Origin of the sequence: Paenibacillus sp. 22594, assembly GCF_052044425.1 — a bacterium.
Taxonomy (GTDB): Bacteria; Bacillota; Bacilli; order Paenibacillales; family Paenibacillaceae; genus Paenibacillus_AQ.
In genome coordinates this window covers 135,312-161,271 of sequence record NZ_JBQENA010000002.1, presented here as the reverse complement: position 1 = coordinate 161,271, position 25,960 = coordinate 135,312, and the positions used below count along the sequence as shown (strand labels likewise).

The window sequence follows — 25,960 nt, the reverse complement described above, 5'->3', positions numbered from 1 at the left end:
CAAATGGCAAGAAGCGCCATAGCGCTTCTGTTACCAAATGGACTGCATATTCCATATTTCCATAGATTTAATAAGCGGTACTCCATCTCCCCAGATCTCCAGCCCCAAGGCATCCTTACGGCTCGGATATACCCTTGTCGTCAGGCTTTTCAGACCATTGGCATAGGCTTCGACCATGGAGCGGTCCAAATAAATGTGAAGATTCAAATTCTCCCCGAGCAGTTCCAGCTTGCCGCCTTGAACCCCACTGCACTTTTCACCCGGATGCCGTGTCGTTTTCGTTCGGTCGACCAGGAGCTTAGCTTCGTTAAAATCATAATACAGCAGCGTTTCTTCTTCTCCATCCGGTGTACACCGGACTTTAATTCCTAGTTGTGTAGTATTGCAGGGCTCCAGTTCCACTTGAATCTCAAGCATGTCACCTCGAATATCTTTTAGCGACAGATTAGCCTCAGCCAAGGACTTGTTACGAACCGATAGCAGTTTAGAGCCGCGCAGAGACTGGAGTTCCTGAATCGGCTCGATTCCCAGCCGTCCGTCTTCCCTCAGAAAGACACTTAACGGCAAGCCGCCATTATGAGCCCAGCCCGATTGATATTCAAGCTCGGACGTCCGGTCACCTTGAGCTATCGTAAATATGATCTTTCTACCGGTCTTCGGATCCACCATTCCGCTCGGTCCGGTAAAATGGAAATCTCCAACGTCTATCAATTCCGGCTCTACTTGATCTGGAATAAATGAAAGCTTGTGTGTATCAAGCTGTCCAATCCAATAGAATACCTCGACATCGGCTCCCTTTCCCACTGGACTGACCAATAGAAGATGTTTATGTTGACCCTGTTTGTCGGTACCCAGGGGAAGAAGCACAGGAAGTTCCCAGATAGGCCCAAGATAAGGGTACTTCTGAATATCTGCTTGATAAAATGGCCCTTTGTACGTCCAATTCAGCATATCCTGAGAGGCAAACCCAAGCGCAGCTCCACCTTCACCTTCGATCCCCGATCCGACCAGCGCAAACCAGCCGTCATCGTCCTTCCAGACAAAAGGATCACGGAAATCTCCGAATGCGCCTATTCCCTGCTTCTGTACGATGAGCGGCTCAGGATGTTTCACCCAATTAACCAGATCCGGGTCTCCGTCCTGAGAATAAGTGCTCCGCGCAAGCGCAACACTCTGATTCGGTGAAGCACTGTCATTTCCCGCCGTAAAGAACAAGACAGGCAAGCCGTCTGCATCATAAGTCGCGCTTCCCGACCAAATACCGTCCGGTGCCAGCTGATCCTTAGCGGGTGCCAGGGCTACAGGAAGATCACGCCAATGTACCAGATCTTTACTTACCCAATGTCCCCAATGGATATGATAAAAGAACGGCCCCAATGGATTATGCTGATAGAACAAATGATATTGCCCGTCAAAATAGATCGGCGCATGAGGTTCGTTCATCCAATGAGCAGGCGGGCTGACATGGTACTGCGGTCTGTGCCGATCCGTCAGCAGAGGTGTGCGGTCCAGCTTGATCTCGTCATATTGCACGTGCGGATGGACGCCTCCATGTGCAGAGTCCAGCACATGCTGATAGGAAGCGGCCACTTCCTCTGCACTTAAGGCCCGGTTATAAATCTTAAGCTCATCGATGATCCCGCTGAACATCTGAAGGCTGAAGACTCCAGCCAGCAGGCTGCTGTGATTATTCTTGCCGATGAGCAGATCCGTGCCAAATGCTTCAGCAAGACGGGAACCGCTCGGTAAATCCGTCGAAGCGATTTCACTGCCGTTCAGATACAGTTTGATAGTGCCAAGGGTTCCATCAAATACAGCGTTCACGTATGACCATTCGTTCTTGGGCAATTCATGGCCGTCTGGTGACCAAAGTTCCCTCCAGTCTCCTCCTTCCAGCCCAACCTGGAAGGACCAAGACCCGTGCCGGAACATGCCTAGCAGATAGCCTTGCTTTCGATCCATATGGTGACGGTTCACAATGGCAGTCAACTTACCTTCATATCCCCAATCATAGGAGCGCGGCGCTACCCATACTCCGATACTTAATGCTGATATGGATTCCTGCTCATCGTGTGTATCTTCTTCATTGACAGAATGGACAATAGAAGTAGAGTAACCGTCGAACAGGAGTCCGTTTCCCGTTACTCCCGGTCTCCACTGCGGACCGGACTGTTCGGCAAACTCCGCTTGATTAAATACGTATTGAATATCGTCCCGGACCTCAGATACGCTCTCCAGAGCGCTTGCTCCGGTGCCTTCATCAAAGGCCCAATACATCACCAATCCCTGATCACCGTTTATATGACTCATACATCATTCCTCCCTTATTTCTGTTCTGAGACACCATCCCGAAGATGAATGGATTTAAGAGTATGGATCTGAAGCGAATCCAATACAACTTTCCCTGATTGCGTACTTACTTCGACTTTATCAATTGGTGCGTCAGGGAAAATTTGATCCGTTAATGTAACCAAGCCATGATCTGCATACACTTCAACCGCATTACGGTCTAACCAGATCTGCAGCTTGATCTTTCCATTCTTCGAAACCATTCTGGCACCGTGCTTGCATGAGAACGAAGGGTGGAAATCAGTCACACCTGAGTTGGAGCGGTCGATGAACAGCCATTGCTGAACAGGATCATATCCGATAACAATCTCACTCAGCCCAGAGGATTTCAGCCCAATATGAACCTCTTCACCGGACCGGATATCGATATCCGCTTCAATTTCCAGCAGATCTTCATTCATTTTCTGCATAAAAGGGGATGCTGAAGTAACTGTGATTCCCTTCCAGCCCATTGATTCTTTGCGTAGCTTCTCTATGTCCCCGACAGGCATTTGGGTCAAAGTCACATCCTCGCCCTGCTTCGTCAGTGACAAGACGCGAGGCAGAGTCATGGCACCTCTCCAGGAACCGGTAGGTGTCTCGTTGGCATATTTCCAGTTGCTCATCCACCCGATAATCACACGGCGTCCGTCTTGCTCAGGGATATCCGACCAGGTAACTCCCGCATAATTGTCTCTGCCATAATCCAGCCACATGATATGATCGGCCGGATTGTCATTAATGAACGTATTTCCGTCGAACTCCCCGATAAAGTATTGCGTACGTGATCCTTCCGGACAGCTTGGATGATCTCCGATGCTTATGATGAGTACCCACTTGGAAAGGCCGGTGTCATCAATCTGCAATTCAAACAGATCGGGGCATTCCCAAACGCCGTCATGCGAGCCTTCTTCCTTGCCGAATTCCCCTGTCAGCGACCATTCACGCAGATTTTCAGATCCATAAAATTTGGCATGGTCTCCCGCAACAAGTACCATAACCCACCGTTTACTTTGCGGATGCCAGAACACCTTCGGATCCCGGAAGTCCACTATACCCTCCTCAGCAAGTACAGGATTCCCCGCATATTTTTGCCAGGTGTGTCCTTTATCGCTGCTGTAAGCCAAGCTCTGCCGCTGGCGCGGCTGGCCAGTGACTGGACTTGTATCCGCATGGGTAAAGATCGCTATCAATCCATGAGAATCTTCGAACAAGCCGCTGCTATTATTCCAGTCCACTACACAGCAACCGGAGAAAATAGCTCCGTGCTCATCCGGGAACAAAGCAATAGGTGCATGCTGCCAGTGAACCAGATCTTCACTTATGGCATGGCCCCAATGCATAGGACCCCATTTATTGCTATAAGGATGATATTGATAAAAGAGATGATAGCTGCCCTCATAATAGACTAATCCATTGGGATCATTCGCCCAGCTCGAGGGTGGTGAGAAATGAAACCCCGGTCTGAAGCGCTCATCATACTTTTTAGTGGACTCTATCATCCGGTTAATCTCATCTGTTGTCGGCATGGACCCAAGAGCCCCCTTTCGAGTGGTAACTAACGCTCCGCCTGCGTTGGCAAAAGTCAGCATGCTTAGAATTTGCTGGTTGGTCAGATCATGCAAGGCACTTCCGGCTTCTAGAATTTTGTATAACAGGCAGCCCAGAAAAGCATCGCCTGCCCCTGTCGTGTCAATGGCCTTGACTTGAAAACCCGGCACATATCCATCCTGACCAGCTAAACGGTAATAGCAGCCTTTTTCCGCTAAAGTGACGACGATTAATGTAATATCAAATTGTTGCTGGATTTCTAGTGAAGCTTGTTCAACATCGCTGATACCGGTTATAAAGGAAAGCTCCTCTTCCGATATTTTCAAGATATCGGCATATTTCATGCCCCAAATAATATTCTGTCTGGCTTCATCCTTGCTGTCCCATAACGCAAACCGGATATTAGGATCGAATGAGAGCAAAACCCCTGTTTCCTTGGCCTTAAGCACTGCCGTCCTTGTTGCCGTACGGGCAGGTTCATGGGTCATGGACAATGAGCCAAAATGTAGAGCCTTGCAGCTTTCAATCCGCTCAAGCGGGACATCCTTCGAGTCTAAGAAAGTATCTGCTCCTGGCTTTCGGAAGAAACTGAATGACCGGTCTCCTTTGTCATCCAGATGGACAAAGGCCAGCGTTGTACTCGCTTCATTTGTAAAAGAAACTTCAGACACATCCACACCGCTGCCTAACAGGGTATTGTGCAGCAAGGAACCGAATTGATCCTCCCCTACCTTGCTAATGAGTGCAGATTTGGCTCCTAACCGGGATAGCGCGGCGGCCACGTTAGCCGGAGCCCCTCCTGGATTACATTCAAATTGCTCGTTCCCCCCTGCTGTACGACCTGCTGGAGTAAAGTCTATTAAGACTTCTCCGATAGCGATAACATCAAGCACAGCTTCTCCCCACCTATCATCTATTTATTTTTTTAGATTTGCGTTATAGCGATCCAGTCCGGTCTGATAGATCTCCATCAATTCGTTCAGACCCATCTTATCCAGAGTCTTCAGATAGTTGTTCCACCCTTCATCCGCACCGCCATCAACAATAAATCTACCTCTTTGGGTATTTACATATTTAATCAGTTCCGGCTCAATCTTATTGATTTTGTCCAATTCCTCTGGCTCAAAGAAAATACTTGGATAGTTTTCCTTTTCCATGTAAGGATCGTAATATTGCTCTAGATCTTTAGCACGCTGCTGGGCACGTGGCTCCAGATCTACAACCTTCCCCAGATCTTGGATGGTAATAACGCCAGGTCCACCTGCGCCTGGTGCAACTTTTTGACGGAATTCACCTGCAGAGGCTCCCTCAGGAAGCGGCAGATTCACCAATTTTCCGTTTTCGTCTTTCTTGAATACGACATCCAACGGACCCCAGTGGATTTGGGCAGCCATGTAAGGTTCGTACTGCTGATCGATCCAACGCATGGTGATTTCCGGATTGCTGTTTTCTTTTGTAATCACAAAAGCCCCGCGGCCCGGACCACCGCCATTAGCACGTCCAATGATTTGATCCCCCTTCGGTCCTTTCAGCGGAGACAGCAGAACATAATCCTTACTGCGTTCAGTTCCGACTACCTCTTCAACTTCCCACCAGATATAAGATCCAAGCGTCTCATCCGTTGTTTTACCTTTTGCCAGATACTGTGCTGCATCCTGGGTGAAGGATTCCGGATCAATCAAGCCCTGCTTATACCATTTTTCATGGAAATAATTAAGAGCTTCCTTATATTCGGGCTGAGTTGCGGTAAAAATAACTTTCCCGTCGCGGACGACCCGGTGCTCCAGGTTATCCGGAAGTCCGAATGCCCCGAAAATCCCGGCAATATCCATACACCACTGCATGTGCATAAAGCTTAATGGGATTTCATCCTGCTTACCATTGCCGTTCGGATCCTTTGTTTTAAAGGCAAGCAGAGCCTCCGTGTATTCATCCAGTGTTTGCGGTACTTTCAGCCCCAGCTTATCTAACCAGGCTTTATTGATAACGTGAAAGAAGGGATTGGTTCCGAGGTTGTTCTCTTCCCATGACGGCAGTCCGTAGATGTGCCCATCTGGCGCTGTAATTGATGATTTGAGGTCAGGCCGGCGGTCCAGAAGCGCTTTCAAGTTAGGCGCATATTGATTAATTAAATCTTCCAGAGGAATAATGGTTCCGTCTTTACCGTAATTAATTAGCTCATAATCGGTAAATCCAGCTCCGTAAAAGGCATCCGGCAAATCTCCACTAGCGAGTAACAAGTTTTTCTTTTCTGTATAATCGGTATCTGGGATGTTCTCCCAGTTGATCTTAACGTTTGTTTGCGCTTCTAGTCGCTTGAAAATTTCCATTTCCGAATATTCCGGTGCCAAGGCAGCCTTCGGAGATACCATTCTTAACGACACTGCTTCTTTAACAATCGGAAGACCGGTTTTGTTGAAATTCGCTTCTTGATCCGGACTTTTAGCCTGATTCTTTGAGCCGTTACCGTTTCCTGAACATCCACTTAACGCAAATGCTCCGGCCAGCACTAGAATCCCCGCACCCTTGAATAAAGATTTCATTGTAAATAACCTCCCTTGAGTTCATTCCACAAGATAATTAACATTGCTCTGTCTTTGCATTTGTCTGAATGCTGCTGGACATCCCCCCCTTCAAGCACCATGTCAGAATCAACCCTTGATCGAGCCAATCATCACGCCTTTAACAAAGTACTTCTGAAGGAAAGGATACAATATGAGCAGCGGCAGACTGGATACCATGATGACACCGTATTTGATCAGTTCGGTAACGCGCATCTTCGCTGCATAGGATTCTACATCAAGCATCATGCCAGAGTTGACCTGATTCTGAACAAGAATGTTGCGAAGTACCAGTTGCAGCGGATATTTACTTTCATCATTCAGATAGATCAGAGCGTCGAAGAAACCATTCCAGAAACCAACAACATGATACAGCACCATTACAGCCAGGATGGACTTGGATAAAGGCAGGACGATGCTCCAAAAGAATCTTGTATTGGAACATCCATCTATAGATGCCGCTTCCCACATTTCATCCGGTATAGACGACTGAAAAAAGGTCCTGACGATAATCACATTGAATACACCGCCTGCTCCGGGAATCACGAGTGCCCAGATCGTATTCAGCATATGAAGATCCTTAATCAGTAAATAGGTTGGAATCAGCCCTCCGCTAAAAAACATGGTAATCAGCAGAAACCACATAATCACAGATTTCCCTGCCAGATCTTTACGAGCTAACGGGTAGGCCGCAAATACTGTCACAGCAACTCCAACTAACGTTCCCAGAGTCGCGTATAAAATTGAATTGGCATAACCTATCCATATGGACGAATCACTGAAAATCCGCTCATACCCATCCAGCGTGAAGCCTTTAGGAAACAACCAAACTTCACCTGAGTAGATATAATTAGGATCACTGAATGATGCAATCAGTACAAAGTACAACGGGAATAATACGAGCAGCATAATTACGGTCAACAAAAGATAGTTGATGATGTCAAACCATGCGTCTCCTCTGCTCTTTCTCTTCAATAATTGATTCAATATGAACTCCTCCTTACCAAAGACTGGTTTCTGTCATCTTTTTGGCGATCCGGTTTACGGTAAAAATCAGGATAATATTAATAAGTGAATTAAACAGGCCAACTGCCGTGGAAAAGCTGTATTGGGCCTTCTGAATCCCCATTTCATACACATAAGTTGGAATAATATTGGAGGTGGCATAATTTAAATCGCTCTGCATAAGGAACGCCTTTTCAAAGCCGATGCTCATAATGTTGCCGAGTGCCAGAATCAGCAGGATAACGATCGTCGGCAAGATGCTTGGAATATCCACAAACCATACACGCTTCCATTTACTCGCCCCATCCATAATTGCAGCTTCATGCAGTTCGGGATTGACCCCCGCAAGAGCAGCAAGGTAGATAATGGTGGCAAATCCTGTCTCCTGCCAAATCCCTGACAATATATACAGAGGACGGAACCAGCCTGCATCGGCCAGAAACAGAATGGGATCTCCTCCGAACAAGGTGATGACGTGATTCACGATTCCGCTGTTTGGAGACAAAAAAACATTAAGCATGCCGACGAGTACAACGGTAGAGATAAAGTGCGGTGCATAGATCACGGTCTGCACAAATTTTTTGTAGGTCTTGCCCAGCATTTGGTTCAGCATAATTGCGATGATGATTGGAGCCGGGAAGCCAAACAACAGCGACAGAAAACTGAGTGTAAGCGTGTTCGTGATGATCGTCCAGAAGTTATAGGAATTAAAAAAATCAACAAAGTGCTGGAAACCTACCCATTCACTCCCCCAGATCCCCTGGCTTGGTGAAAAGTCCTTAAAAGCAATTTGCACACCGTACATTGGATAATACTTAAATACGAGATAAAGAATAATGATCGGCAGCAAAAACAGATACAGTTCGTAGTCGCGTTTAACCCGACTCCATCGATTACGATTTGGTTTGATCATGGAATGATCCGTCCCGCTGGTTCTTGAATTCACTCTTAAACTCCCTTTCATATAAAAGTAATCATTCATTTTGAAACGTTTCCATAAAATATTGAAACGTTTCCAATTTAGAAAAGAAAAACGTCAGTTTGTACATCCATATCGATGAGCTGATGTTTTTCCGATCCAAGAAGAATCAGGTAGTTTCACCTTTCTTGAATATAACGGGGATACGATACACTTGCTGATCTAAGGTTATATTTTCAATCTTGTTAAAGAGTAGTCTGATAGTCATGCGTGCCATTTCTTCCACTGGCTGTCTGATCGTTGATAATATAGGATGAAAATAAGGATTATCCTGAATCCCGTCGTAACCGATGACCTTTACATCCTCAGGAACACGTATACCCTGCCTGCGTGCTCTTTCTATATAGTTGGCGGCTAACATATCGGTAATAGCGAAAATACCATCCACATCAGAATGCTTATCTAAGAACTCATTAAAATAGGCATTGTCGTCCACAATGGGGTCCGGCTTCTCATAGATCACATAATCGACTCCCAAGGCTTGTGCCTCATGAATGAATCCTTTTTTCCGGTTCATGGTTTCACTGAAAACAGAAGTAACACTTCCAATAAAAGCTGGTTTCCGGGACCCTGCATTCACCAGTTCCCTTAAAGCTAATCGTCCTCCCTCGTAATTATCCGAAGTGACGCAGGTGATTTTCTTGTTGAAGTGTCTGTCGATACTTACAATCGGAATGTCGTTGCTAATATTATTCTCGATATCGTTGTAAGTTATGCCCACAATACCAGCCACTTTATTTTGCCGGAGCATATCCAGATAGTATAATTCCTTTTCGGGTTTTCCGCCGCTGTTACACAGCATAAGCTTAAAGCCTTCCCGATCCAATTCATCCTCAATGTAATAAGCCAATTCAGAAAAGAACGGATTCCAGATACTTGGAAGCAACAAAGCTACCATCTTGGATTTCTGCATCTTAAAGTTCCGGGCGACTTCATTAGGGAAATAATTCAGTTCTTGTATCGCTTCCTCGACTTTTCGGCGTGTATTGGGTTTTACAGCGCCAGAGTTGTTAATGACCCTGGACACGGTTCCTACAGCAACACCGGCTAAGTTGGCTACATCTTTAATGCTTGTCATTGAACACCCCCGAACTCTCTTATGGAAATTATAATATCACCAAAGTGGAAACGTTTCAATAGTTAATTTGGAAACGTTTCAATATCTAAAATAATGCCTCTCATGGACGATGCATTATGCTTCAGCTATGCACTTCTGCCACCTCCCGGTATGCTGGAGATTTTCACGCCTTAGCCGGTGCGCTCCAAGCGTGCAACAAATAACAGGACCGGCCCTACTGGCCGGTCCTGTTAGCATTCTGTATGCTCGTGACTATCAGTAGACAGCTTCTTTAAAAGCTCTATCTACCCTGTTCCTGCAACTCTTTCGCTGCCCGCATGCTCAGTTCCCTGCTTTCATAGACTTCTCCGTCAGTCCGGCTACGATCTGATTGATCGGATTGGTGAACAGAGCATACAGAATTGCAGCATTCTCCTTTTTGCTCAGCGCTTCTCGGGACTTGAAATCTACAGCCCCCTTGGCATCCGGTGTAATGTCAGGTCCGTACAGTCCCAGAGCAACAGCCATCTTCACTGCCGGAACCGCCCACTTATCCGTGTTGCCAGCCAGCTTCACATCTGTGAACAGCTTATCCGGGTACTGTGCGCTGAGCAGCCTCCACACCATTACCGCCGCCTCCTGGCGGGTAATGACCCGGTCCGGCTGGAACTCTCCGCCTGCCGTTCCCTTGACCATTCCGAGCTGGACAGCAGTCTGTACATACCCGGCATCAGGATGACCCTGCAGATCAGAGAATGCCAGCTTCTCTGTCTTGCTCTCTTTGATATTGCTGCTCTCCAGCATCAGCCGCACATACTCGGCACGGGTCATTCCTGCCTCAGGCTGAAAGCTGAGCGTCGCATCATTCGGCAGATAGCCCAGCGACTGCAGCATCTTAACCGGGGTTGCATACGGATGGCTTGCAGGGACATCGGCATACCCGACGCCATCCGGCCCTTTTTGCTCATAGCCGAAAGGGTTGAGGTACGGTTCTTTCAGATAGGCGCCCTGTCCGCCCGGAGTCAATTCAAAGCCGGTAAATTTCTTGGTAAGCTCATCCATGAACAAATTTTCGTCCACCTGACGCAGCTTGCGTGTACCCAGAAACGCATCGCTGATGTTAAGCGCACCATCTTTTACAGTAACCGTGGAGACCAGGCTCTTGAGACGGAGATCCGCATAATAGCCGGTGAACGCATCCAGGGCTTCGGCGCTCAGCGGTTGGAAGGTTCCCAGCTTCGCTGGTGCGGCATATTGCGGGAAAAACGTCTGGATAAACGCCGGGTAAAACAGCTCCCGCAGCGCGCTTTGCTGATTATAGGCTATGAAAACGCCGGTATTCTGCTCCGGAATCAGGAACATATAAGTGCTGAAGCCGATTAAATCGCCTGCCTTGGTGATAATCTTGGAGCTGCTGCCGGCACCGGGAAGCTGAATGGGTGCTTCGAAGCCGTAAGTAGTATTAGGCAGCAAAGGGTGGATGGAGGAGCGGTATTCCTTCATGGCATCTACTGTACCTTCAGTCAGAATGTGGTGATCTCCCGCCAAGCCTCCATTCAGAAAAGCAGTCATGAATTTGCCGATATCCTCGGCGGTGGATAGCATCCCTCCATTCGGCAGTACAGTTGGAGTTACTGTATACAGATCAAGGGCCTTGCCTGCGGCATCATAGGCCGTAGCGAGGTCTTCCTTCAGCTTGCCTTCCAGCAGAAAGCCGCTTGAATCCATATTCAGCGGTGCAAACACATGCTTCTCCATATATTGCTCATAGGGCTGGCCGCTGGCCTTCTCTACCACCAGACCGAGCAGCAGCGATGCGAAGTTATCATACATGTAAGAAGTGCCTGGCTCACGGACTACCGGCGGCATATGCTGCCGCACATAATCCTCAATCGATACCTTAGCCCCGAAATTAGTATTGATATCCTCCGGCTGGGGGTCCTGAATCCGGAACCCTGTGGTATGGGTCAGCAGATCCTCCACCGTTACAGGAACCCCAAAGGGATTATCGAATTCAATCCGTCCTGTATACGTTTGAAAATCCGCCTTCAAATCGATTTTCCCTTGCTCAACCAGCTGCATAGCCGCAACAGCAGTGAAGGTCTTGGACACCGAAGCCATGCGGAAGACCGTCTCATCAGGGTCTACCTTCGTTTTATCGGCCTTGTCCGCATAACCGAAGCCTTCTTTAACTACCGTCTTGCCGTCCTTGACCACAATCACAACCGCACCTGCAAGCTGCGCCTTTACCTCCTCCTTGCTGAAGAATTGCTTCAGAAATGCCGCGGCATTCTCCGTCGTCAGCGGCTTGGCTTGCCCGGCAACAGACGCGGGGGGAGCAGCCGCCGCGTGCACCGCCGGGGCTACCAGCGTCAGAATCAAGGCGGCAGCAAGCACAGTCCTTACCCAGAAGGCGGACCCACTACGCAACATTGACCTATTCATTCACTTCACTCCATTTCCATTAAAGTAGTAAGTATAGTTGTTATTACGGCAGTTTTATGGATATGGATTCAATTGATTTATTAATACCGCCTCATCGAGCTCACAGAGCCATCCTAAAAAGCCGCTGCGTTAACGGCACACGTATCCGTTAAGCGCAGCGGCTCCTGGTCGCATCGGACGCTCCCTCCGGGAAATCGCCTTCAGCCGGTTATAATTAATTCCAAATCCCAGAACCGACTCTTTAAACGCCTTAATCTGCTCCCGGAGATATTCGATTCGATAGTCATCTTTTACGTAGCCTTTATCAACTGGCGTATCCACCGCGCCAAGCCCATATTCCACAATAAATAAGGGTTCCTGATAACGTTCATATAAAATTCGCTGAGATAGTCGGTGGCAACCACTCGGGAAGAGTAATAGGTGAACGAAACAAAAAAAACCTTGATTTCTCAAGGTTTCCATTGTACTGCCGAGGACGGGGGTCGAACCCGTACGGTACTCACGTACCGCAGGATTTTAAGTCTTGAAGTAGTCCTTTTAGAACCTTTTCTACGTTACGAAAAGATCGAGTATAAAGCCTTTAACCATGCGGGTTTAAGGCACTTATTTGTGTTCCAGACCCTCTGCGTTCAGAGATTTGGATATGCAGCCATGTTAGCAAAGATGTTAGCAAAATGAAGGGCAGATTCGTTATATTTCTTTCTTTTTTATGGGGGCTTTGCGTTAAGGAAAGTACGGATGAAAGCCTTATGAAATAAGACCTCCTTGAGTTTTGTGTATCTATGTTGAAACTCCATATTTCGTAAAAAGTGTAGTCAATATTAAGTTCTGTTTTTTTCATAGGCCATCTTAACCTGTTCAATGGTTAATGCTGGTTTCTTCGAATGAATAACACGGTGACAATTTGAGCAAACCACTCGAACATCATCTATTTTTGTTTCTAAAAGTTCTGACCACTCTTCTTGTGGTCGTTCAGACAATGGACTTAGATGATGACACTCAATATATCCTACACCTAATTCTCCATATACTTTCTCAAAGTTAAAATCACAGATACAACAAGTATATCCATAATACTCTTTTGCAGCTTTTGCAAGAGCCTTATTTCTCGCAAAAAAATAGCTCTCTCTCTTACTTCGTAAACCCTCAGCAAATTTATTTTGCAGGTCACTAGTCTGAAACTTGCCTTGACCTTCTTGAACTTCCAGAGCTTCTTTTAAAATTAGATAAAGGTTAGAAGTACATTGAGCTAGATAAATGCCTTGAACGGTTCTTATTGAGTCACCATATGTATTAAAAGGGTAATACTTAGGTTTTCTCGAAACGATTTCCTTTCTTATCTCATCACCGTAATTTTCTTTTATACTATTGAAGGTCAAAGGCGACTCAAACTCTTCGTAATTATATAAATCAATTCGATAATACTTATCGAATCTATTTTCCTCATCAATAATTTCTGGCTGATCGTTTGTTTCATAGTAGCTTTTTTTAACTATTGATGTTCCGCACAATTTGGTCTCATAAACATTGTTATTCCAATTATGGTTATAAAAATGAAGTATTAAATCACCTTTACGTGGCTCTCTCATTAAAGCATAACGATCAATGCCTGCTCTATTTTGGGTAGGGCTCCATAAACAAGTACCAAATTCCCAACCCAATCCCCCGTGCTTATGACTGCTCTTTGTAATTTCAAAATATACATTTCCTTGAACGAAACGAGAATTCATTATATTCACCCCTGAGCACAATTAGGCTATTATTTCAATTGAAATAGAAGAATAAGTTTTTTCTGGAATCACAAAATCATAATTTTTCTATCGAATAACAAACATAGATAGATACCCCTAATTCAAAACTTCAAAATCGCTAGCTGTAATTACAGACAAATCATCTCTCGACACATTAGCTATGTTTATTACTCTTCTAGCATGATTCATAATTAAATCATCGTATATATTACGCGCCAAACGACCATTTGCAAAGTTTTCATTTTTTTTACTTATCTCGTTTTCAAAAAAGGCTTTTACACTTCTCCTAACTTCTTCACTTAAACGATAGTCGTTCTTTTCACACATACTTACCAAGATTTCTTCTAGTTCTTCAGCCTGATAATCTTCAAATTCAATGAATGTGTTAAATCTTGATTTTAATCCCGGATTCGATTCAAAAAATTTATTCATTGGTTCTGTATAACCAGCAACAATAACAACTAAATCATCTCTATAATCTTCTAATGCTTTAGTGAGTTCAGTTAGGCACTCTCTTCCATAAGAATCACTGTGATCATTTTCAGTAATACTATACGCCTCGTCAATAAATAATACTCCGCCTTTTGCACGTTCTATTATTTTCTTAACTTTAAGTGCTGTTTGGCCCTGGTATCCTGCTATAAGATCTGTTCTAGACACTTCAATAAAATGTCCTTTTGATAGCAACCCTATCTGTTTGTAGATTCTACCAACAATTCTGGCAACCGTTGTTTTTCCCGTTCCCGGATTCCCTGTGAAGGCTAGATGCAAAGTGTTTTTTGAGGAGTGAAGATTATTCTCTCTACGTAGCTTTTGAACTTTTTGATAAACAATTAAATCATTAACCTTAGCTTTAACTGTCTTCAATCCAACAAGGGCGTTTAGCTCATCCAACAGTTCTTGCAAAGATCTTGTATCCTCTGCTATCTCTGTATCTGGTTTGCAAATGCTTTGTAATGTTGTATAACCATAGTGTTCAATTAAATTCGAGTTCAACAACTGGGCTACACGCTTTACTTCAATCTGGTAGTTAGGATTATCTACTACCTCTGATATTTTTTTAAGAAGTGAAATCGTAGCCGCCCTACTGTTATTCTCAATTATAGACGATGCAAGTTTTGTAATCTCACCACAGGCATCTGTAATAGCGTCTAATTTTGATGCGTTATTGATTAACGCACTCTTATATTTATTCATCATATCACCTTCAAGAGAATCACAATCAACACAATAATTACAAGCCCCAATGATCCACCAGCAAGTAGATACGCATATTTGATTTTTTTAGTTAACCTCTGGACAACTGCATCATTATTTTCAACAAGACTTGCAATTGCAGCATCAGTGTTTTTCTTATTCGTTTGAACAATTCTCTTTATTTCATTGCTCTGCTTTTCCAATTCAGCCAATTGACTAGAATGCAACTCGCTGGAATCCCATATATCATCCACATCGTTCAAATGCTCATAACTAGACAAATTTTCTATAAAGGATAGAAATGTTTCCATATCAGATTGTTGTTTAGATACGGTATTCTTAAAGGAACTCAAGTCATTGCTGATATTCGTTAATGAATTATGCGCACTTGACAAAGAATCCCACATTTCGTCGATATCTTGTAAATGGACAATTTTCTCTAATTCACTAGTAAAAGCGATAACGGCTTCAAGTTCTACAATCTGTTGATTTGCCTGCCTTGACAGATCATTTAACTTTTTTTCCGTAGCCTTTAATACTGTTTTTAAATCTTCCATCGTCTGTGCATTTGCTTTACTGATGGCCGTCGCACTACTAATTGAATTTGATAATGCAGTAATTTCATTATACCTGTCCTTACATTCAATCCAAATTTTATCAATATCTTCAAGATGTATATTTCCATCTAGTTTTTGCTTAAACTTTTTAAGGACCTCAAGTGTTTTCTTCTGATCATCAACAATCTTTTTTATTTGAACTTGCGTTGATTGAATACGTTCACTGGTTTTTTCAGCGGCTTTGATAGATATCAAAATAGCTTGAATATAGTCCTTATCCAACGCTTCTAATGCACTATATACCTGACCAAACTCTTTGATAGTTCTATTATTCGTAGTATTTAAATCGATTAAATGCTGCTGAATAGTACTGAGTCTGCTATTTAATTCGTATCCTGTAACCTTATGATCACCAAATCCTAGAAATCCCCCGTCTGTTCTAACAGTATCAATCTCTAACTCCTCTGTCTTCTTTTTCGAGAATTCTTTTAATCCTCTTTTTGCTAGTTCGAAGTCGTGGGTTTTTATAACTAATTCATTCATCTTTATTCCTCACTTAGTAATTTATCTATTTCATCAGAAATTTTGTCTATATCACGATTCACATTCGCAGAGATTTCCGATCTGCTATAAATGATATCAACCGCTTCCTTCATAATGTTTGAAGCCTCTTCGTGTCTGGTATAAATGGTCCCTACAGCTGAAGCTTTAACATCTTCAAACGAAACATTCTCGCCATGAATATCATTTCGGTTGATTATTGACACAGTGTTATCTGATGAAAAGTCTTCCGGGATCTTCCCAGGGTGGGTGTTAATATTGTTTTTTGTCTTTTCCGTTTTATTAAGCAGCGCATAAATAGCTGCGCCAGCAATCAATCCAATTCCAATTATTCCTAACACTTTTTTCACAACGGGTCTCCTTCCAGTTCATCAAATAGATTATCGATATCATCAAATGTGTTCTGTATAGATTTATCATCCTCGCAGTTTGTAGCAATATTTTTTAGAGATTCAATCATCATATTTGCTGCAGCAACATGACGCTCTTTTATCTCATTCGCCGCACTTGCGCTAGTATGTTCAAGCTTTGCCTCACTTACAATACGAACTTGATGCTGAAGATTTAAAACCTCGTTGCTCTTCTTAACTTGAGCCTGAACAACATCTGCTTTCTGAATTTTTTTAATTCTTTTTTCAATAAGATTTATTGCAATAGCACCTATAATCCCTGCAACTACAGCACCGAAAAAAATACCCATAATATTCGCAAGGCTACCAATTAAAGGTATAAAAACAGCAAATATAGGAATTGTCATCAGTCCTTTTTCGATAACTTCTCCAAGCGCTAATGCTCCCACTCCAGTTAATCCTGCAATAATTATTTTACCTGTTTCGAGAAGGAGATTACCAATAGGTTTGCCTTTGTTCTCAGGGCTCTTTATATAATTGACAGCATCTTTAAGCGATTTCCAACCTTGCTTTAACAACATCCATACTTTTTTCACAGTTCCAAAAATAGGACCAAAAATCGCTGTTGCAACAGTGCTAAACACAGTATTTTTTGCATTAATCAGGTGTGTTCTCATTTTACTAACGAAGGAATGAATAGCTTCTTTTAAGCTGTCTAGAAGAGTATCTAGGCCCTTTTTAGCAGACTTAAACCACTTAACTAACTTAACGATAATTTCCTTAACCAAATCGGCAAGCAACTGCATGAGTACCGATCTAAGTGCTTTTCCGCCAAGTCGAAATGCTTCTTCCTTTTGAGACTGTTTTCCTGCCTCAATAGATTTCTTCTCAGCTTCTTTTTTCTGCCTTTCGTATTCTTCACGAGCCTCTTTGTCTTTTTTAAGCAGAGCTTCATCATCTACATTAAATCGTTCTGCTGCTTTTATTCCGTCTCTTTCGCTCTCTAGCCATTCCGACATAGTTGAATCGTTCTTAGACTGGTTTGCTGCAGAATCCATTAGATTAAGGTTTTTCTCGCTATTTGCAAAAGCAACCTGTTCTTTTCTTGTCATGTGTGCATTAGCAGCAGGATCTCGAATAATTTCTGCTGCCGAAACAGTGTGATCCATATTCGTATTATTTGTTTTTTTACCAGCAGGACGACTTTTATCAAAATCATTACGCGCCTTTTTATTTAACGTTTTTTTCCATTGTCCGCTTCTTAAGTCGTTTTGTTCCCACACCTGTTGTTCTTCATTGTATCTATAATTGCTAGTCTTATGCTCGGTGTTACGATCCTTCTGAAAATTACCTTGCCAACTATCGTATCGCTCTTGATAATCAATCTTAGTATTATGTGTTGCAATCTTCCCATGTTCAAAATTTCCTGTTGTTTGAATATGAGCTTCATCTCGTAAATCAAGTTTGAGGCCATTATTCTCTTTAATAAAATCCTCCCCAGCGATGACAGCAATTTGATTCATAAACTGCTCCCAAACAACATCCATAATGACATTCCCAAGGTTATCTGGATTTCCTATTTTCTCTTTTTCATCTGCCAAAAATTCCAAATCAACAATTTCTTCTTCTAATTGGCTTTGGAGTTTCTCTTCCAACTCATCAAAGTCAAAAGAGTCCGCTACATCCTCACTAAGCCCTTGGTATTCATCAAGGAAAGCATTTTCCTTTGCCATAATACATCTATCCTTTCTGGACGGTGAAAAGTTCTTATCGATAAATAAACTCATAGAAAAATAACCCAACTGGGTGAGAGTATGGTTTCCTTTTAGTTCTCACACCAGAAAGGAAAACAATCGCTAAATGGGCTACAATCAAAGGTGTATTTCATTTCCAAACGATTGACCATACCTATGCTTTAACTTTAAATTTTGACTGCCCTTCGCCACATCGATTGGGGGGCATGAGCAGAGTGAATACTTGTTGACAGATTAGCCACCTCCTAAAGAACCAAGGATAGACTTTTGAACTAAATCAAAATACATAATTCGCCAATAATCTGCCATCTCCTCCAAAACACGTTTTCTATTTAAGGGATTCATGTAAATATGTCGTAAATTTGAAAATTTGAAATCTATATTATATATACGATAATCAGAAATTACTTGGGAGGATAAACATTATGCGACAGGTTAAGGAGAATGAGCTGAGACAATTAGTGTCTGAATCGTTAAGGGAAAGCAATGACAGCTACACAATTCAAGAGCTTTTCGAGCGCTTCCCAACGGTTTCAGAACTAATGGATGTATCCGAGCAACAGTAGTCTCTATTAAAGGAATCGGCAAAGGCAAAGCTCGGCAAATCACCGCCATGTTAAAACTTGCGAAGGTGTTGGATTTACCCATTGAGAATCAATATGTCATTCGTAGTCCTAAAGATGTTTTCCATTTGCTCGAATCAGACTTGCGTTACCAGCAGAAAGAACATTTCATCTGCCTATTCCTCAATACCAAAAACCGTCTCATCTTCAAAGAAGTCATCTCCATAGGCTCTCTGAACGCTGCAATCGTCTATCCAAGGGAAGTATTCAATGCAGCAATCAGACGCTGTAGCGCCTCTCTCATTTGCGCTCACAACCACCCGAGCGGTGACCCGGAACCATCAATTGAAGACGTTAATCTGACAAAACGACTCATAGCCGCTGGTGAGATCATAGGAATAGAAATCCTTGATCATGTAATCATTGGCGGCAATCGCTTCTACAGTTTGAAAGAGCATGGTCATTTCTAAATTTCATTAAACAGCTTTTACTTGTATGTCCCTCAGATAATGAGATGTAAAAAGCCTCCTCTTAAATGCTTTTATCCACGGTTTAACCACACCCCGTATCAATCCTCTACTATAGGCATTGAAATCCGCACTATATCCTGTTGAGCCTCCTACCAAAAAATTCTATCGTTTGATTAGGGGTGAAGGGAAATGAACAGCATCGAATCTATTGGGGAAAATATCAGGATTTTACGGTTAAAAAATGGTTTCAGTCAGGAGCAGCTTGCACTAAATGCAGGCGTTAACACATCCTACATCGGTCAGATTGAACGAGGAGAAAAGAACCCTACTATAAAAACTTTGGAGAAAATATCCAAGGCTTTGGGAATTGCTCTGATTGACTTGTTATTTCTGGTGGATTCCAGGGGAGGAGGGTCAAAAACGTTTTGCATTCAATCGTCTGCGGTTCTTACCCCTGAGCAGATCAAGCAATGCTTGCTGGAAGTCTTGATTGACAATACTAATATGATTGTCGATAAGCAAAAGTCACTGAATATAAAAGAAGAATAAGGGAGCAATTAATCATGTCTACAACTGAAGTTATCCAATCTGACAAGATCAAGAAATCAAAGAAGAAGCCTCTTCTTAAGCGTTGGTGGTTCTGGATTCTTGCTCTATTTGTTGTAATCATTGCTGTTAGCATATTTTCTTCAGGAGGAGAATCAACGGCTTACGAGCTATCAAAAATGCAAACGATGACTAAGGAAGAAATTATTACGAAGTTTGGCGAACCAAATGAGGTTATTCGTGATGATTCAGACGGCTATTCCATCGCTTATAATATTGGGTTTATGGTAGCGGTGACAATCAAGGCGCAAGCGAAATTACATTACAAGAGGATGCGGTTAAAGAAAGCTCGAAGAATACATACAAAATTTTCGATGTAACGTTGGGTTCGTCCTTTGCTGATAATGTTGCACGTTTGGGTAAACCAAATCTTACTCAAGAAAAGGACGGCAAGAAAAGCGTCATGTACCTGACTGAAGAAAATTATCTGCTTGTATTCTCCACAAGACCAGATACCGACAAGATCAGCACCATTCAGTATTCTGCTTATGATTCAAGTATGGAGTCTCTTTCACTCGATCTCTCAAGTCTTCTTGGATTATCGGCCACTGAAGACGAATTAAAGTCACTCTATACAATTAAGGATAAGAGTAGTTCTAAGGGAGAAACAATGTATGCCTTGGAAGAAGGCTTTGAAATACTTGTTGATGAAAATAATTTGGTGAAACAACTCATAATTTCTACAAATTCTGTTTTCAACATCCATGGTATCCGAGCCTCTGACAGCTTGGATAAAGCAAATAAAGTGTTTGGTGAGCCTATAAGTACATCTGCTGGGGTGCAAGATACCACTCAATATTCTTATAACTATAATGGCGGTGCATTCCCGACAACCGTTGTTTTGAGCGTCGATAGCGGCAATATGATCGGTTACATTCAAGTCAATGTTACAGAAGAATAAGGGTTAGCGCATAATTGTTATAGGGGGAAGCCAAAATGATAGAACTTTATGTTCTACTATCTATTCCATTTGGTTGGAGATTCATTAGCAAGCTGCAACGTAACGTCTCCGTTTTCCTACAATCTCTAATTATATCGTTTACAAAGTCATCTTATCCGTATTTGTTGGCTGGGCTGTAACGCCGTTTTACTTAATCGGGTATCTCTTTAAGTTAATTCGAGTGTTTAATCCACCCTCAAGTACTAAACAGCAAACAAAATAGAATCATCTACGCAACGGGGAGAGCAGCGCTCTTCCCGTTTATTTTGCGTTAATCCTTGAGAGGAGGTGAGAATTATGGATAAAGTAATTAAAACTGCCGGGAAGACAGCGCTGACCGCAGCGGGCGCACTAATCGGAGGAGGAGCAGGAGCTGCACTTGGCACAGCAATACTCCCCGGTGCAGGAACAGCCGTTGGTTATTTATTTGGTATTGGATACGGAACACTCAGCGGCCTTAAAGCTTGGGAACATTAATCAAAATAAATTATTGGAGGAATAAAACGATGAGTAATTTTTGGGAACGTGTAGTAGAGTCTGCTGTAGATGCAGTAAGTCAAACAATTGAAAACAAATTTGATGTGGTAGAAACTGCACAAGATTTGTACGATAAGTATAGAGAAGAATAGAAAATAGGGAAGGCTCCATAAGAGTCTTCCCTATACTTCAAATTTGATTGGTAATGTCAAAGAGACAAGGCAGATAATCTATTCTTTCAGCTATTGGAATAGTAACAGGATTAATCCCAATATCATGAAGCTTTTTGATATGGTTATCAAATCCTTTCTTATTATCTACAGTTTCCCTTGCTTTCCATATCCCCCTCTTATCATTTACAATTTTCAGGGTATCAACCAGATTATACTTAGTATGAATTTTTAATTTTGAATTCATGATAAGCTCTTTTGCTTTCGAAAATGTATAGTAATCAACCGTAACCAATAGTCTTTTTGTTGTAAGTATCCAGTACTTCAGCAGATATATCCCGGTTTTTCATCCATTTTTAACTTAATCCGAGTATTTAGATTCATATTGATTTCTATTGATGTATTCCATTGAGAAGTTATTTGAGGTAAGTTTGGGTACACTGATCGAATCGGCTGTATATCTCGCGGCTCATTATGGGCTTCGGCGTTCCGAGGTACTTGGGCTAAAGTGGGATTGCATCAATTTCAAAGAAAAGACTATATCAATTAGAGAGGTTCGCGTAAAGTACGGTAAAGAAGTTGTCATAAAGAAACCTAAGAGTGAAAGCAGCCAGCGCATTCTGCCTTTGATGGATGATATCGCAGATTACTTATTACATCTAAAGACACAGCAAAAGAAAAACAAGCTGCTGTTTGGGAAAGAATACGTCGATTGCGGTCTTGTGTGCTGCTTGCCTGATGGCAATCCCATAAAGACTGAATACTTAAATCATAAATTCAAGGATATACTCGCAAAGAACGAATTGCCGCATATTAGGTTCCATGATCTCAGGCACTCGACAGCCAGCTACTTGATTAAAAATGGCGTAAGTCTGAAAGAGATTCAGGTCTGGCTGGGACATTCAACCATCAGCATTACAGCCAATACTTATACGCACATCGACATGGAGACAAAAAAGGATACCGCACAAAAGATCAACGATATATTTTCTAAGAAATCAAAAGGAGCCGCTCAATGAAGCATATCGCTTGGGGAGCATTAGATGATGCGGCAATCCAGTCTACGCTGCTGAGTATTGCCATACTCCACGTAAAGCTTGCATTGGAGCATAGCAACATGACTTCTTTACCTTGTCGTAAAGAAGTCATTAGAGCAGAAATCCAGAGACTAAGAATGGAGCGTGACCGAATTCTCGAACGCAAAGCATGAGCTAGAACTATTCGCCGTGAAGTCGGTTCAAGCATCATTCCGAGCGCATCGGAAACCTCGAATCCACACGAAAAAGAGGCACCGTTAGCAAAATGTTAGCAAACCTGATCCAAAACAAACAAGGGTTCCAGCTCTAATGAGCTGAAACCCTTGTTCTTCTAGTGCCGAGGACGGGGGTCGAACCCGTACGGTACTCACGTACCGCAGGATTTTAAGTCCTGTGCGTCTGCCTGTTCCGCCACCCCGGCATGGTTAGTGCGTTGTTTAACGCGACAAGAAATATGATATCACGTATTCTGTGAATACGCAATCAAAATTTCCTTTTAGTTTTCAGGTACCAAAAAGACCCGCTCAGCCGGAGCTGCTGCGGGCCTCTGGTACTGCAAGAATTAGCGGCGTTCGCGTTCGCCGCTTTTGCTTCTCATGCCAGCCAGACCGAGTAGGCCGACCAATCCGAGCCAACCCCAGTTGGAGCCGTTGTCGTCGTTGTCTGTTGCGTTGGTGGTCGTACTTGTGGCCCGGTATCTGCCGGTTGGCGTGGTATTGGACAGTGGAGAGACAGTGCTGTTATCACCGGTGCGGATCTTGTCTCTCATGATCGTATCATTGTTGCGCAGGGTGCCTGTTGTGTTATTCATCATGGTGTTGCCCTGCTCATTCATCATACGGGTACCGGTACCCGTGTTATTCATACGGTCATTGGTGGAAGAACCGTTATATACCGGTGCCGTTCCACCCATACCGGTAGTACCGGAAGCACTGGATGCATATCCTACACCCAGCAGACTCATGGACAATACAGTGCCGCAGGCAAGACTTGTTATCAGCTTGTTCAAGATGTGATACCCCCTTGTGTGATTTGTCGCTGATAATTTCCCCCTTCGGCGCCTAAACTATGCAAGTCATTTTTACACAGTCACCACATTAACTGTCTTGCTGGCAGGATCATAAGTCACCTTGGCCCCGAGCGCTTCAGCCAATGCCCGCACGGGAACATAGGTGGTTCCATTATCCAGTACCCCAACCGTTAGCTTAATCCCATTCAGATTGATGGTAATTTCTACATCCTTGTTCACTTCAGCCTCACCTCCGGTGATCCGGCTTAAGGTTTCCTTAACCTGCTGGGTGGTCGGACGCTGACCTTCCTTAAGCTGTGCAATAGTCAAGCCAAAAGCCATCTGCAAATGCGAATAATCCTTAAAAGAAGTCCAGTCCCCACCCCATTCGAGTCCCAGCTTTTTCGCTTCCTGCACGACCTCCTGCCAGTCAGCCAGCTTATCTCCATTCCCATCCCGGTTCATGTCCCAAGAGACGTTCTGCCCATCCGGCAGCAGCAGCGCGAAGTCCATCGCCAGACCATAATTATGATAGCTATTGCCACCCTTGGCATTGGTTACTATACTGCCCTTCTTGGTTCTCCCCAGTGCGTAAAGCGCATTCTGTTCGGCTATAGTGCGCATGCCCTGAGTAATGACAATTGGGATACCTCTGGCATAACATCGCTGTATCAAGACATTTGCAGCTGCCAGCAGGACAGGATGAAGACCGCCGAGCCGGGCTGCCGATTTACTTTTCAACTCATCTATAGTCAGCATCGAATCCCCTCCTGATATAGTAAATGCCCTATATTCCACTGTTGCTTGTACCTTCTCACTTCACTGTAAAAGAAAAAACCCCGAACTATGCGGGGCCTGAGCATCTTGCCTATATGGGTGTACGTTTACCACCATCTGCCGACCGTTTTCCGGATGATTTCTGCCCAAACAGGCTAAGATAAAAGCGAAAGGTGGGATAACAGCATGGACATCCACAGTGACAGCTACAAAGTCGCGGCATTGAGTGAACAGGAGGATGCGGTGGAGATCATCCGCCAGGCCGAAGCGGCAATTGCTCAAATGAACGGCAATAAACCCGTGACTCTGATCGCTTATGAGAGAACAGAAGCCCCATTCCGCGCTTTTAAATAAAGAACAGGGGCTCTTCATCAAATGGGTTCTCGCTGACCCTCAGACGATATATGCCTCCACAATATCATCGATATCAATCCACTTCCATTCATCCGCCCACTGCAGCTTGATCTCGCGCGAGTGGGTGTGAATGGAGGTCACAAAGCCGTTCAGCAGCTTATTCTCAAAAGCATCAAACAACCACCGTTACCCGGACATGACTCCGCAGCGACAGCGCCAGCGTGAACTCGATCTCCTCCAGCTTCTGCTCATTCAGAACCGGCTTCATACGGCGAAGCATTTCCCGCTTATCATTCCGAATCAGGCTCTTGTGCTCCGTCAGCATCATCCGGCTGCTCTCCCAAAGGCTGTTCCCTTCCAGCTTTTCTCCCATTGCCGTTCCTCCTTCCAGGGTGATCTTAAATCGTTTCACTGATTGCACTCTCGCCAGACACGAACGTATGTTTGTATTATACGCCCTTCTCCGCTTATTAATCAATCAGAAAAAAATATATGCAGCCGCAATAGAATGACTAAAGTGAAATCCAGGCGCTTCAATTTCTGTCTGGTACGTTCCCAATAGCTAACAAAAAGGCGCTCACAGTTTTTCTGTGCAGCGCCTTTGTTATGCCCAATGAAAGGAAGTCGCCTTTATGGAGGCGTTCCTTTTTACTTAACGTCAGTTACCGAAGTTCCTGAACCGGACTGTGTATCCTTGTCTGTATTGTCTGTATTTGCTTGTGTGTCTGCAGCGGTGCTGGTATCTGTACCAGACAATGTTCCTTCCGCCGCACTCCCCTTCTCGATCAGCCCTGCGGCTACTCTGGCTTCATTCAGCTTGGATATGCCGTACAGCATCGCCACATCCGCCTGCTGGTTCATATCCTTGAACTCATCCGCTGTAACGTCCGGGGAAGCCGCACTCTTCGAGGCCTGCTCCTTGATGGAGTATGCACTCTGGAACGCAATCATCGAGTCTTTCAGCAGCTTTTGAATATTCTCTGGCAGGTTTTTGGAAATTTTCACATCCTTGACTTCATCGGCGATATCCGAAGCCGTGTCCTGAAATTGATCCATTGCCTTCTCCAATTCCTTGTCCGTTGCTTTTCCTGTCGAAAATGAGGTTAAGGTAGTGTTGAACGCGTCCAATGAGGACTTGCCCTTTTCATCAAATTTTGACATTTCATTATAAAAGCTTTGTACCTTCTCCTGCACTTCTTCGTGGGAAGCTGGTGCCGAGTTATTGTTGCTGCAGGCGCTTAGAACCACAACTACCATTAGTAACACTGCCAGTAAGGCTTGTCTCATATTAAAAATCCCTCCAATTAACAGAATAATATCGAGTATTGTAAAGTGCAACTGAAAATTATGTAAAAATAGCAAGAATGAAATATTTGGCGGAATTGAAGCGTTTCCATTCAGTGCAAAACAAGCAGAAACGGTAATGCGTCCTTTTAAAGGTAACTACCGTTTCAGCGAGAA

The 25,960-nt window shown here is 43.7% G+C and carries 28 protein-coding genes and 1 tRNA gene; 9 read left to right on the top strand and 20 right to left on the bottom strand.

Annotated elements, in window-relative coordinates; all coding sequences use genetic code 11:
• Positions 1 to 30: 30 nt before the first annotated feature.
• From ACTJKB_RS07585 to ACTJKB_RS07525, 13 genes are all read right to left on the bottom strand, one after another.
• Positions 31 to 2,310 (bottom strand): GH32 C-terminal domain-containing protein, encoded by a 2,280-nt coding sequence (locus ACTJKB_RS07585; RefSeq protein ID WP_440832966.1) that lies wholly within the window; start codon positions 2,308 to 2,310, stop codon positions 31 to 33.
• Between the two features lie 14 nt (positions 2,311 to 2,324).
• Positions 2,325 to 4,772, bottom strand: coding sequence for a PfkB family carbohydrate kinase (locus ACTJKB_RS07580; RefSeq protein WP_440832965.1), 2,448 nt, complete (start codon positions 4,770 to 4,772; stop codon positions 2,325 to 2,327).
• Positions 4,773 to 4,796: 24 nt separating this feature from the next.
• Positions 4,797 to 6,422, bottom strand: coding sequence for an ABC transporter substrate-binding protein (locus ACTJKB_RS07575; protein WP_440832963.1), 1,626 nt, complete (start codon positions 6,420 to 6,422; stop codon positions 4,797 to 4,799).
• Between the two features lie 108 nt (positions 6,423 to 6,530).
• Positions 6,531 to 7,427, bottom strand: a complete 897-nt coding sequence (locus ACTJKB_RS07570; protein ID WP_440832961.1) for a carbohydrate ABC transporter permease — start codon at positions 7,425 to 7,427, stop codon at positions 6,531 to 6,533.
• Positions 7,428 to 7,440: 13 nt separating this feature from the next.
• On the bottom strand, positions 7,441 to 8,409 hold the full coding sequence (locus ACTJKB_RS07565) for an ABC transporter permease (RefSeq protein ID WP_440832960.1): 969 nt from the start codon (positions 8,407 to 8,409) through the stop codon (positions 7,441 to 7,443).
• A gap of 124 nt (positions 8,410 to 8,533) precedes the next feature.
• Positions 8,534 to 9,502, bottom strand: coding sequence for a LacI family DNA-binding transcriptional regulator (locus ACTJKB_RS07560; protein WP_440832958.1), 969 nt, complete (start codon positions 9,500 to 9,502; stop codon positions 8,534 to 8,536).
• Between the two features lie 321 nt (positions 9,503 to 9,823).
• Entirely contained in the window at positions 9,824 to 11,926 is a 2,103-nt protein-coding gene (locus ACTJKB_RS07555) for a serine hydrolase (protein ID WP_440832957.1), read from the bottom strand.
• 129 nt (positions 11,927 to 12,055) lie between these two features.
• Positions 12,056 to 12,388, bottom strand: coding sequence for a family 1 glycosylhydrolase (locus tag ACTJKB_RS07550; protein WP_440832956.1), 333 nt, complete (start codon positions 12,386 to 12,388; stop codon positions 12,056 to 12,058).
• A 359-nt stretch (positions 12,389 to 12,747) separates the two neighbouring features.
• Entirely contained in the window at positions 12,748 to 13,656 is a 909-nt protein-coding gene (locus ACTJKB_RS07545) for an HNH endonuclease (protein WP_440832955.1), read from the bottom strand.
• A gap of 117 nt (positions 13,657 to 13,773) precedes the next feature.
• Complete coding sequence (locus tag ACTJKB_RS07540) at positions 13,774 to 14,874, bottom strand: AAA family ATPase (RefSeq protein ID WP_440832954.1); 1,101 nt, start codon at positions 14,872 to 14,874, stop codon at positions 13,774 to 13,776.
• Positions 14,874 to 15,974, bottom strand: coding sequence for a hypothetical protein (locus tag ACTJKB_RS07535; protein WP_440832953.1), 1,101 nt, complete (start codon positions 15,972 to 15,974; stop codon positions 14,874 to 14,876). The genes ACTJKB_RS07540 and ACTJKB_RS07535 overlap by 1 nt, the downstream gene beginning before the upstream one ends.
• Before the next feature lie 2 nt (positions 15,975 to 15,976).
• On the bottom strand, positions 15,977 to 16,342 hold the full coding sequence (locus tag ACTJKB_RS07530; protein ID WP_440832951.1) for a hypothetical protein: 366 nt from the start codon (positions 16,340 to 16,342) through the stop codon (positions 15,977 to 15,979).
• Positions 16,339 to 18,075: a cation diffusion facilitator family transporter gene (locus tag ACTJKB_RS07525; protein ID WP_440832949.1), complete on the bottom strand. Its 1,737-nt coding sequence runs from the start codon at positions 18,073 to 18,075 to the stop codon at positions 16,339 to 16,341. The genes ACTJKB_RS07530 and ACTJKB_RS07525 overlap by 4 nt, the downstream gene beginning before the upstream one ends.
• Positions 18,076 to 18,709: 634 nt before the next feature.
• On the opposite strand from ACTJKB_RS07525, the gene radC reads away from it, so the two are divergent.
• From radC to ACTJKB_RS07495, 6 genes are all read left to right on the top strand, one after another.
• On the top strand, positions 18,710 to 19,129 hold the full coding sequence (gene radC / locus ACTJKB_RS07520) for a RadC family protein (RefSeq protein ID WP_440832947.1): 420 nt from the start codon (positions 18,710 to 18,712) through the stop codon (positions 19,127 to 19,129).
• Between the two features lie 189 nt (positions 19,130 to 19,318).
• Positions 19,319 to 19,678, top strand: a complete 360-nt coding sequence (locus ACTJKB_RS07515) for a helix-turn-helix domain-containing protein (protein WP_440832945.1) — start codon at positions 19,319 to 19,321, stop codon at positions 19,676 to 19,678.
• 14 nt (positions 19,679 to 19,692) lie between these two features.
• A complete protein-coding gene (locus ACTJKB_RS07510; protein ID WP_440832944.1) occupies positions 19,693 to 20,055 on the top strand; it encodes a hypothetical protein in 363 nt (120 codons plus the stop codon).
• A 2-nt stretch (positions 20,056 to 20,057) separates the two neighbouring features.
• Positions 20,058 to 20,636, top strand: coding sequence for a hypothetical protein (locus tag ACTJKB_RS07505; RefSeq protein WP_440832942.1), 579 nt, complete (start codon positions 20,058 to 20,060; stop codon positions 20,634 to 20,636).
• Between the two features lie 336 nt (positions 20,637 to 20,972).
• The gene (locus tag ACTJKB_RS07500; protein WP_440832941.1) at positions 20,973 to 21,152 is read left to right on the top strand and encodes a hypothetical protein; all 180 of its coding nucleotides are present in this window, start codon (positions 20,973 to 20,975) and stop codon (positions 21,150 to 21,152) included.
• Positions 21,153 to 21,181: 29 nt separating this feature from the next.
• Positions 21,182 to 21,304 carry a hypothetical protein gene (locus tag ACTJKB_RS07495; RefSeq protein ID WP_440832940.1) on the top strand — a complete coding sequence of 41 codons (123 nt, stop codon included), beginning with the start codon at positions 21,182 to 21,184 and terminating at the stop codon, positions 21,302 to 21,304.
• 37 nt (positions 21,305 to 21,341) lie between these two features.
• Here ACTJKB_RS07495 and ACTJKB_RS07490 read toward each other — a convergent pair whose 3' ends face one another.
• Positions 21,342 to 21,569, bottom strand: a complete 228-nt coding sequence (locus ACTJKB_RS07490) for a hypothetical protein (RefSeq protein WP_440832939.1) — start codon at positions 21,567 to 21,569, stop codon at positions 21,342 to 21,344.
• 184 nt (positions 21,570 to 21,753) lie between these two features.
• Here ACTJKB_RS07490 and ACTJKB_RS07485 point away from each other — a divergent pair, with 184 nt between their 5' ends.
• Together ACTJKB_RS07485 and ACTJKB_RS07480 are read left to right on the top strand one after the other, a co-directional pair.
• A complete protein-coding gene (locus ACTJKB_RS07485) occupies positions 21,754 to 22,341 on the top strand; it encodes a site-specific integrase (RefSeq protein ID WP_440832937.1) in 588 nt (195 codons plus the stop codon).
• On the top strand, positions 22,338 to 22,532 hold the full coding sequence (locus tag ACTJKB_RS07480; RefSeq protein WP_440832936.1) for a hypothetical protein: 195 nt from the start codon (positions 22,338 to 22,340) through the stop codon (positions 22,530 to 22,532). Before ACTJKB_RS07485 ends, ACTJKB_RS07480 begins: the two co-directional genes overlap by 4 nt.
• Before the next feature lie 162 nt (positions 22,533 to 22,694).
• On the opposite strand, the gene ACTJKB_RS07475 is transcribed toward ACTJKB_RS07480, so the two are convergent.
• The 3 genes from ACTJKB_RS07475 to ACTJKB_RS07465 form a co-directional block, all read right to left on the bottom strand.
• Positions 22,695 to 22,780, bottom strand: a tRNA-Leu gene (locus ACTJKB_RS07475).
• 141 nt (positions 22,781 to 22,921) lie between these two features.
• Positions 22,922 to 23,368, bottom strand: coding sequence for a WGxxGxxG family protein (locus tag ACTJKB_RS07470; RefSeq protein ID WP_440832934.1), 447 nt, complete (start codon positions 23,366 to 23,368; stop codon positions 22,922 to 22,924).
• Positions 23,369 to 23,440: 72 nt separating this feature from the next.
• Positions 23,441 to 24,127, bottom strand: coding sequence for a M15 family metallopeptidase (locus ACTJKB_RS07465; protein WP_440832933.1), 687 nt, complete (start codon positions 24,125 to 24,127; stop codon positions 23,441 to 23,443).
• A gap of 204 nt (positions 24,128 to 24,331) precedes the next feature.
• Between ACTJKB_RS07465 and ACTJKB_RS07460 the strand changes: the two genes are divergently transcribed.
• Positions 24,332 to 24,499 (top strand): hypothetical protein, encoded by a 168-nt coding sequence (locus ACTJKB_RS07460; RefSeq protein WP_440832931.1) that lies wholly within the window; start codon positions 24,332 to 24,334, stop codon positions 24,497 to 24,499.
• Between the two features lie 39 nt (positions 24,500 to 24,538).
• Here the strand turns inward: ACTJKB_RS07460 and ACTJKB_RS07455 are convergent, their stop codons facing one another.
• From ACTJKB_RS07455 to ACTJKB_RS07445, 3 genes are all read right to left on the bottom strand, one after another.
• A complete protein-coding gene (locus ACTJKB_RS07455; protein WP_440832930.1) occupies positions 24,539 to 24,679 on the bottom strand; it encodes a hypothetical protein in 141 nt (46 codons plus the stop codon).
• Positions 24,672 to 24,872 (bottom strand): YolD-like family protein, encoded by a 201-nt coding sequence (locus tag ACTJKB_RS07450; protein WP_440832928.1) that lies wholly within the window; start codon positions 24,870 to 24,872, stop codon positions 24,672 to 24,674. Before ACTJKB_RS07450 ends, ACTJKB_RS07455 begins: the two co-directional genes overlap by 8 nt.
• Positions 24,873 to 25,147: 275 nt before the next feature.
• Positions 25,148 to 25,786 carry a hypothetical protein gene (locus tag ACTJKB_RS07445; protein ID WP_440832927.1) on the bottom strand — a complete coding sequence of 213 codons (639 nt, stop codon included), beginning with the start codon at positions 25,784 to 25,786 and terminating at the stop codon, positions 25,148 to 25,150.
• Between the last annotated feature and the right edge of the window lie 174 nt (positions 25,787 to 25,960).

What these genes read in the sequence shown, in the direction of transcription:
- ACTJKB_RS07585 (WP_440832966.1), bottom strand. Translation starts at nt 2,310, where the DNA reads ATGAGTCATATAAACGGTGATCAGGGATTGGTGATGTATTGGGCCTTT.
- ACTJKB_RS07575 (WP_440832963.1), bottom strand. Translation starts at nt 6,422, where the DNA reads ATGAAATCTTTATTCAAGGGTGCGGGGATTCTAGTGCTGGCCGGAGCA.
- ACTJKB_RS07565 (WP_440832960.1), bottom strand. Translation starts at nt 8,409, where the DNA reads ATGAAAGGGAGTTTAAGAGTGAATTCAAGAACCAGCGGGACGGATCAT.
- ACTJKB_RS07560 (WP_440832958.1), bottom strand. Translation starts at nt 9,502, where the DNA reads ATGACAAGCATTAAAGATGTAGCCAACTTAGCCGGTGTTGCTGTAGGA.
- ACTJKB_RS07555 (WP_440832957.1), bottom strand. Translation starts at nt 11,926, where the DNA reads ATGAATAGGTCAATGTTGCGTAGTGGGTCCGCCTTCTGGGTAAGGACT.
- ACTJKB_RS07550 (WP_440832956.1), bottom strand. Translation starts at nt 12,388, where the DNA reads ATGGAAACCTTGAGAAATCAAGGTTTTTTTTGTTTCGTTCACCTATTA.
- ACTJKB_RS07545 (WP_440832955.1), bottom strand. Translation starts at nt 13,656, where the DNA reads ATGAATTCTCGTTTCGTTCAAGGAAATGTATATTTTGAAATTACAAAG.
- ACTJKB_RS07540 (WP_440832954.1), bottom strand. Translation starts at nt 14,874, where the DNA reads ATGAATAAATATAAGAGTGCGTTAATCAATAACGCATCAAAATTAGAC.
- ACTJKB_RS07535 (WP_440832953.1), bottom strand. Translation starts at nt 15,974, where the DNA reads ATGAATGAATTAGTTATAAAAACCCACGACTTCGAACTAGCAAAAAGA.
- ACTJKB_RS07525 (WP_440832949.1), bottom strand. Translation starts at nt 18,075, where the DNA reads ATGGCAAAGGAAAATGCTTTCCTTGATGAATACCAAGGGCTTAGTGAG.
- radC (WP_440832947.1), top strand. Translation starts at nt 18,710, where the DNA reads ATGTTAAAACTTGCGAAGGTGTTGGATTTACCCATTGAGAATCAATAT.
- ACTJKB_RS07515 (WP_440832945.1), top strand. Translation starts at nt 19,319, where the DNA reads ATGAACAGCATCGAATCTATTGGGGAAAATATCAGGATTTTACGGTTA.
- ACTJKB_RS07510 (WP_440832944.1), top strand. Translation starts at nt 19,693, where the DNA reads ATGTCTACAACTGAAGTTATCCAATCTGACAAGATCAAGAAATCAAAG.
- ACTJKB_RS07500 (WP_440832941.1), top strand. Translation starts at nt 20,973, where the DNA reads ATGGATAAAGTAATTAAAACTGCCGGGAAGACAGCGCTGACCGCAGCG.
- ACTJKB_RS07495 (WP_440832940.1), top strand. Translation starts at nt 21,182, where the DNA reads ATGAGTAATTTTTGGGAACGTGTAGTAGAGTCTGCTGTAGATGCAGTA.
- ACTJKB_RS07490 (WP_440832939.1), bottom strand. Translation starts at nt 21,569, where the DNA reads ATGAATTCAAAATTAAAAATTCATACTAAGTATAATCTGGTTGATACC.
- ACTJKB_RS07480 (WP_440832936.1), top strand. Translation starts at nt 22,338, where the DNA reads ATGAAGCATATCGCTTGGGGAGCATTAGATGATGCGGCAATCCAGTCT.
- ACTJKB_RS07465 (WP_440832933.1), bottom strand. Translation starts at nt 24,127, where the DNA reads ATGCTGACTATAGATGAGTTGAAAAGTAAATCGGCAGCCCGGCTCGGC.
- ACTJKB_RS07460 (WP_440832931.1), top strand. Translation starts at nt 24,332, where the DNA reads ATGGACATCCACAGTGACAGCTACAAAGTCGCGGCATTGAGTGAACAG.
- ACTJKB_RS07450 (WP_440832928.1), bottom strand. Translation starts at nt 24,872, where the DNA reads ATGGGAGAAAAGCTGGAAGGGAACAGCCTTTGGGAGAGCAGCCGGATG.
- ACTJKB_RS07445 (WP_440832927.1), bottom strand. Translation starts at nt 25,786, where the DNA reads ATGAGACAAGCCTTACTGGCAGTGTTACTAATGGTAGTTGTGGTTCTA.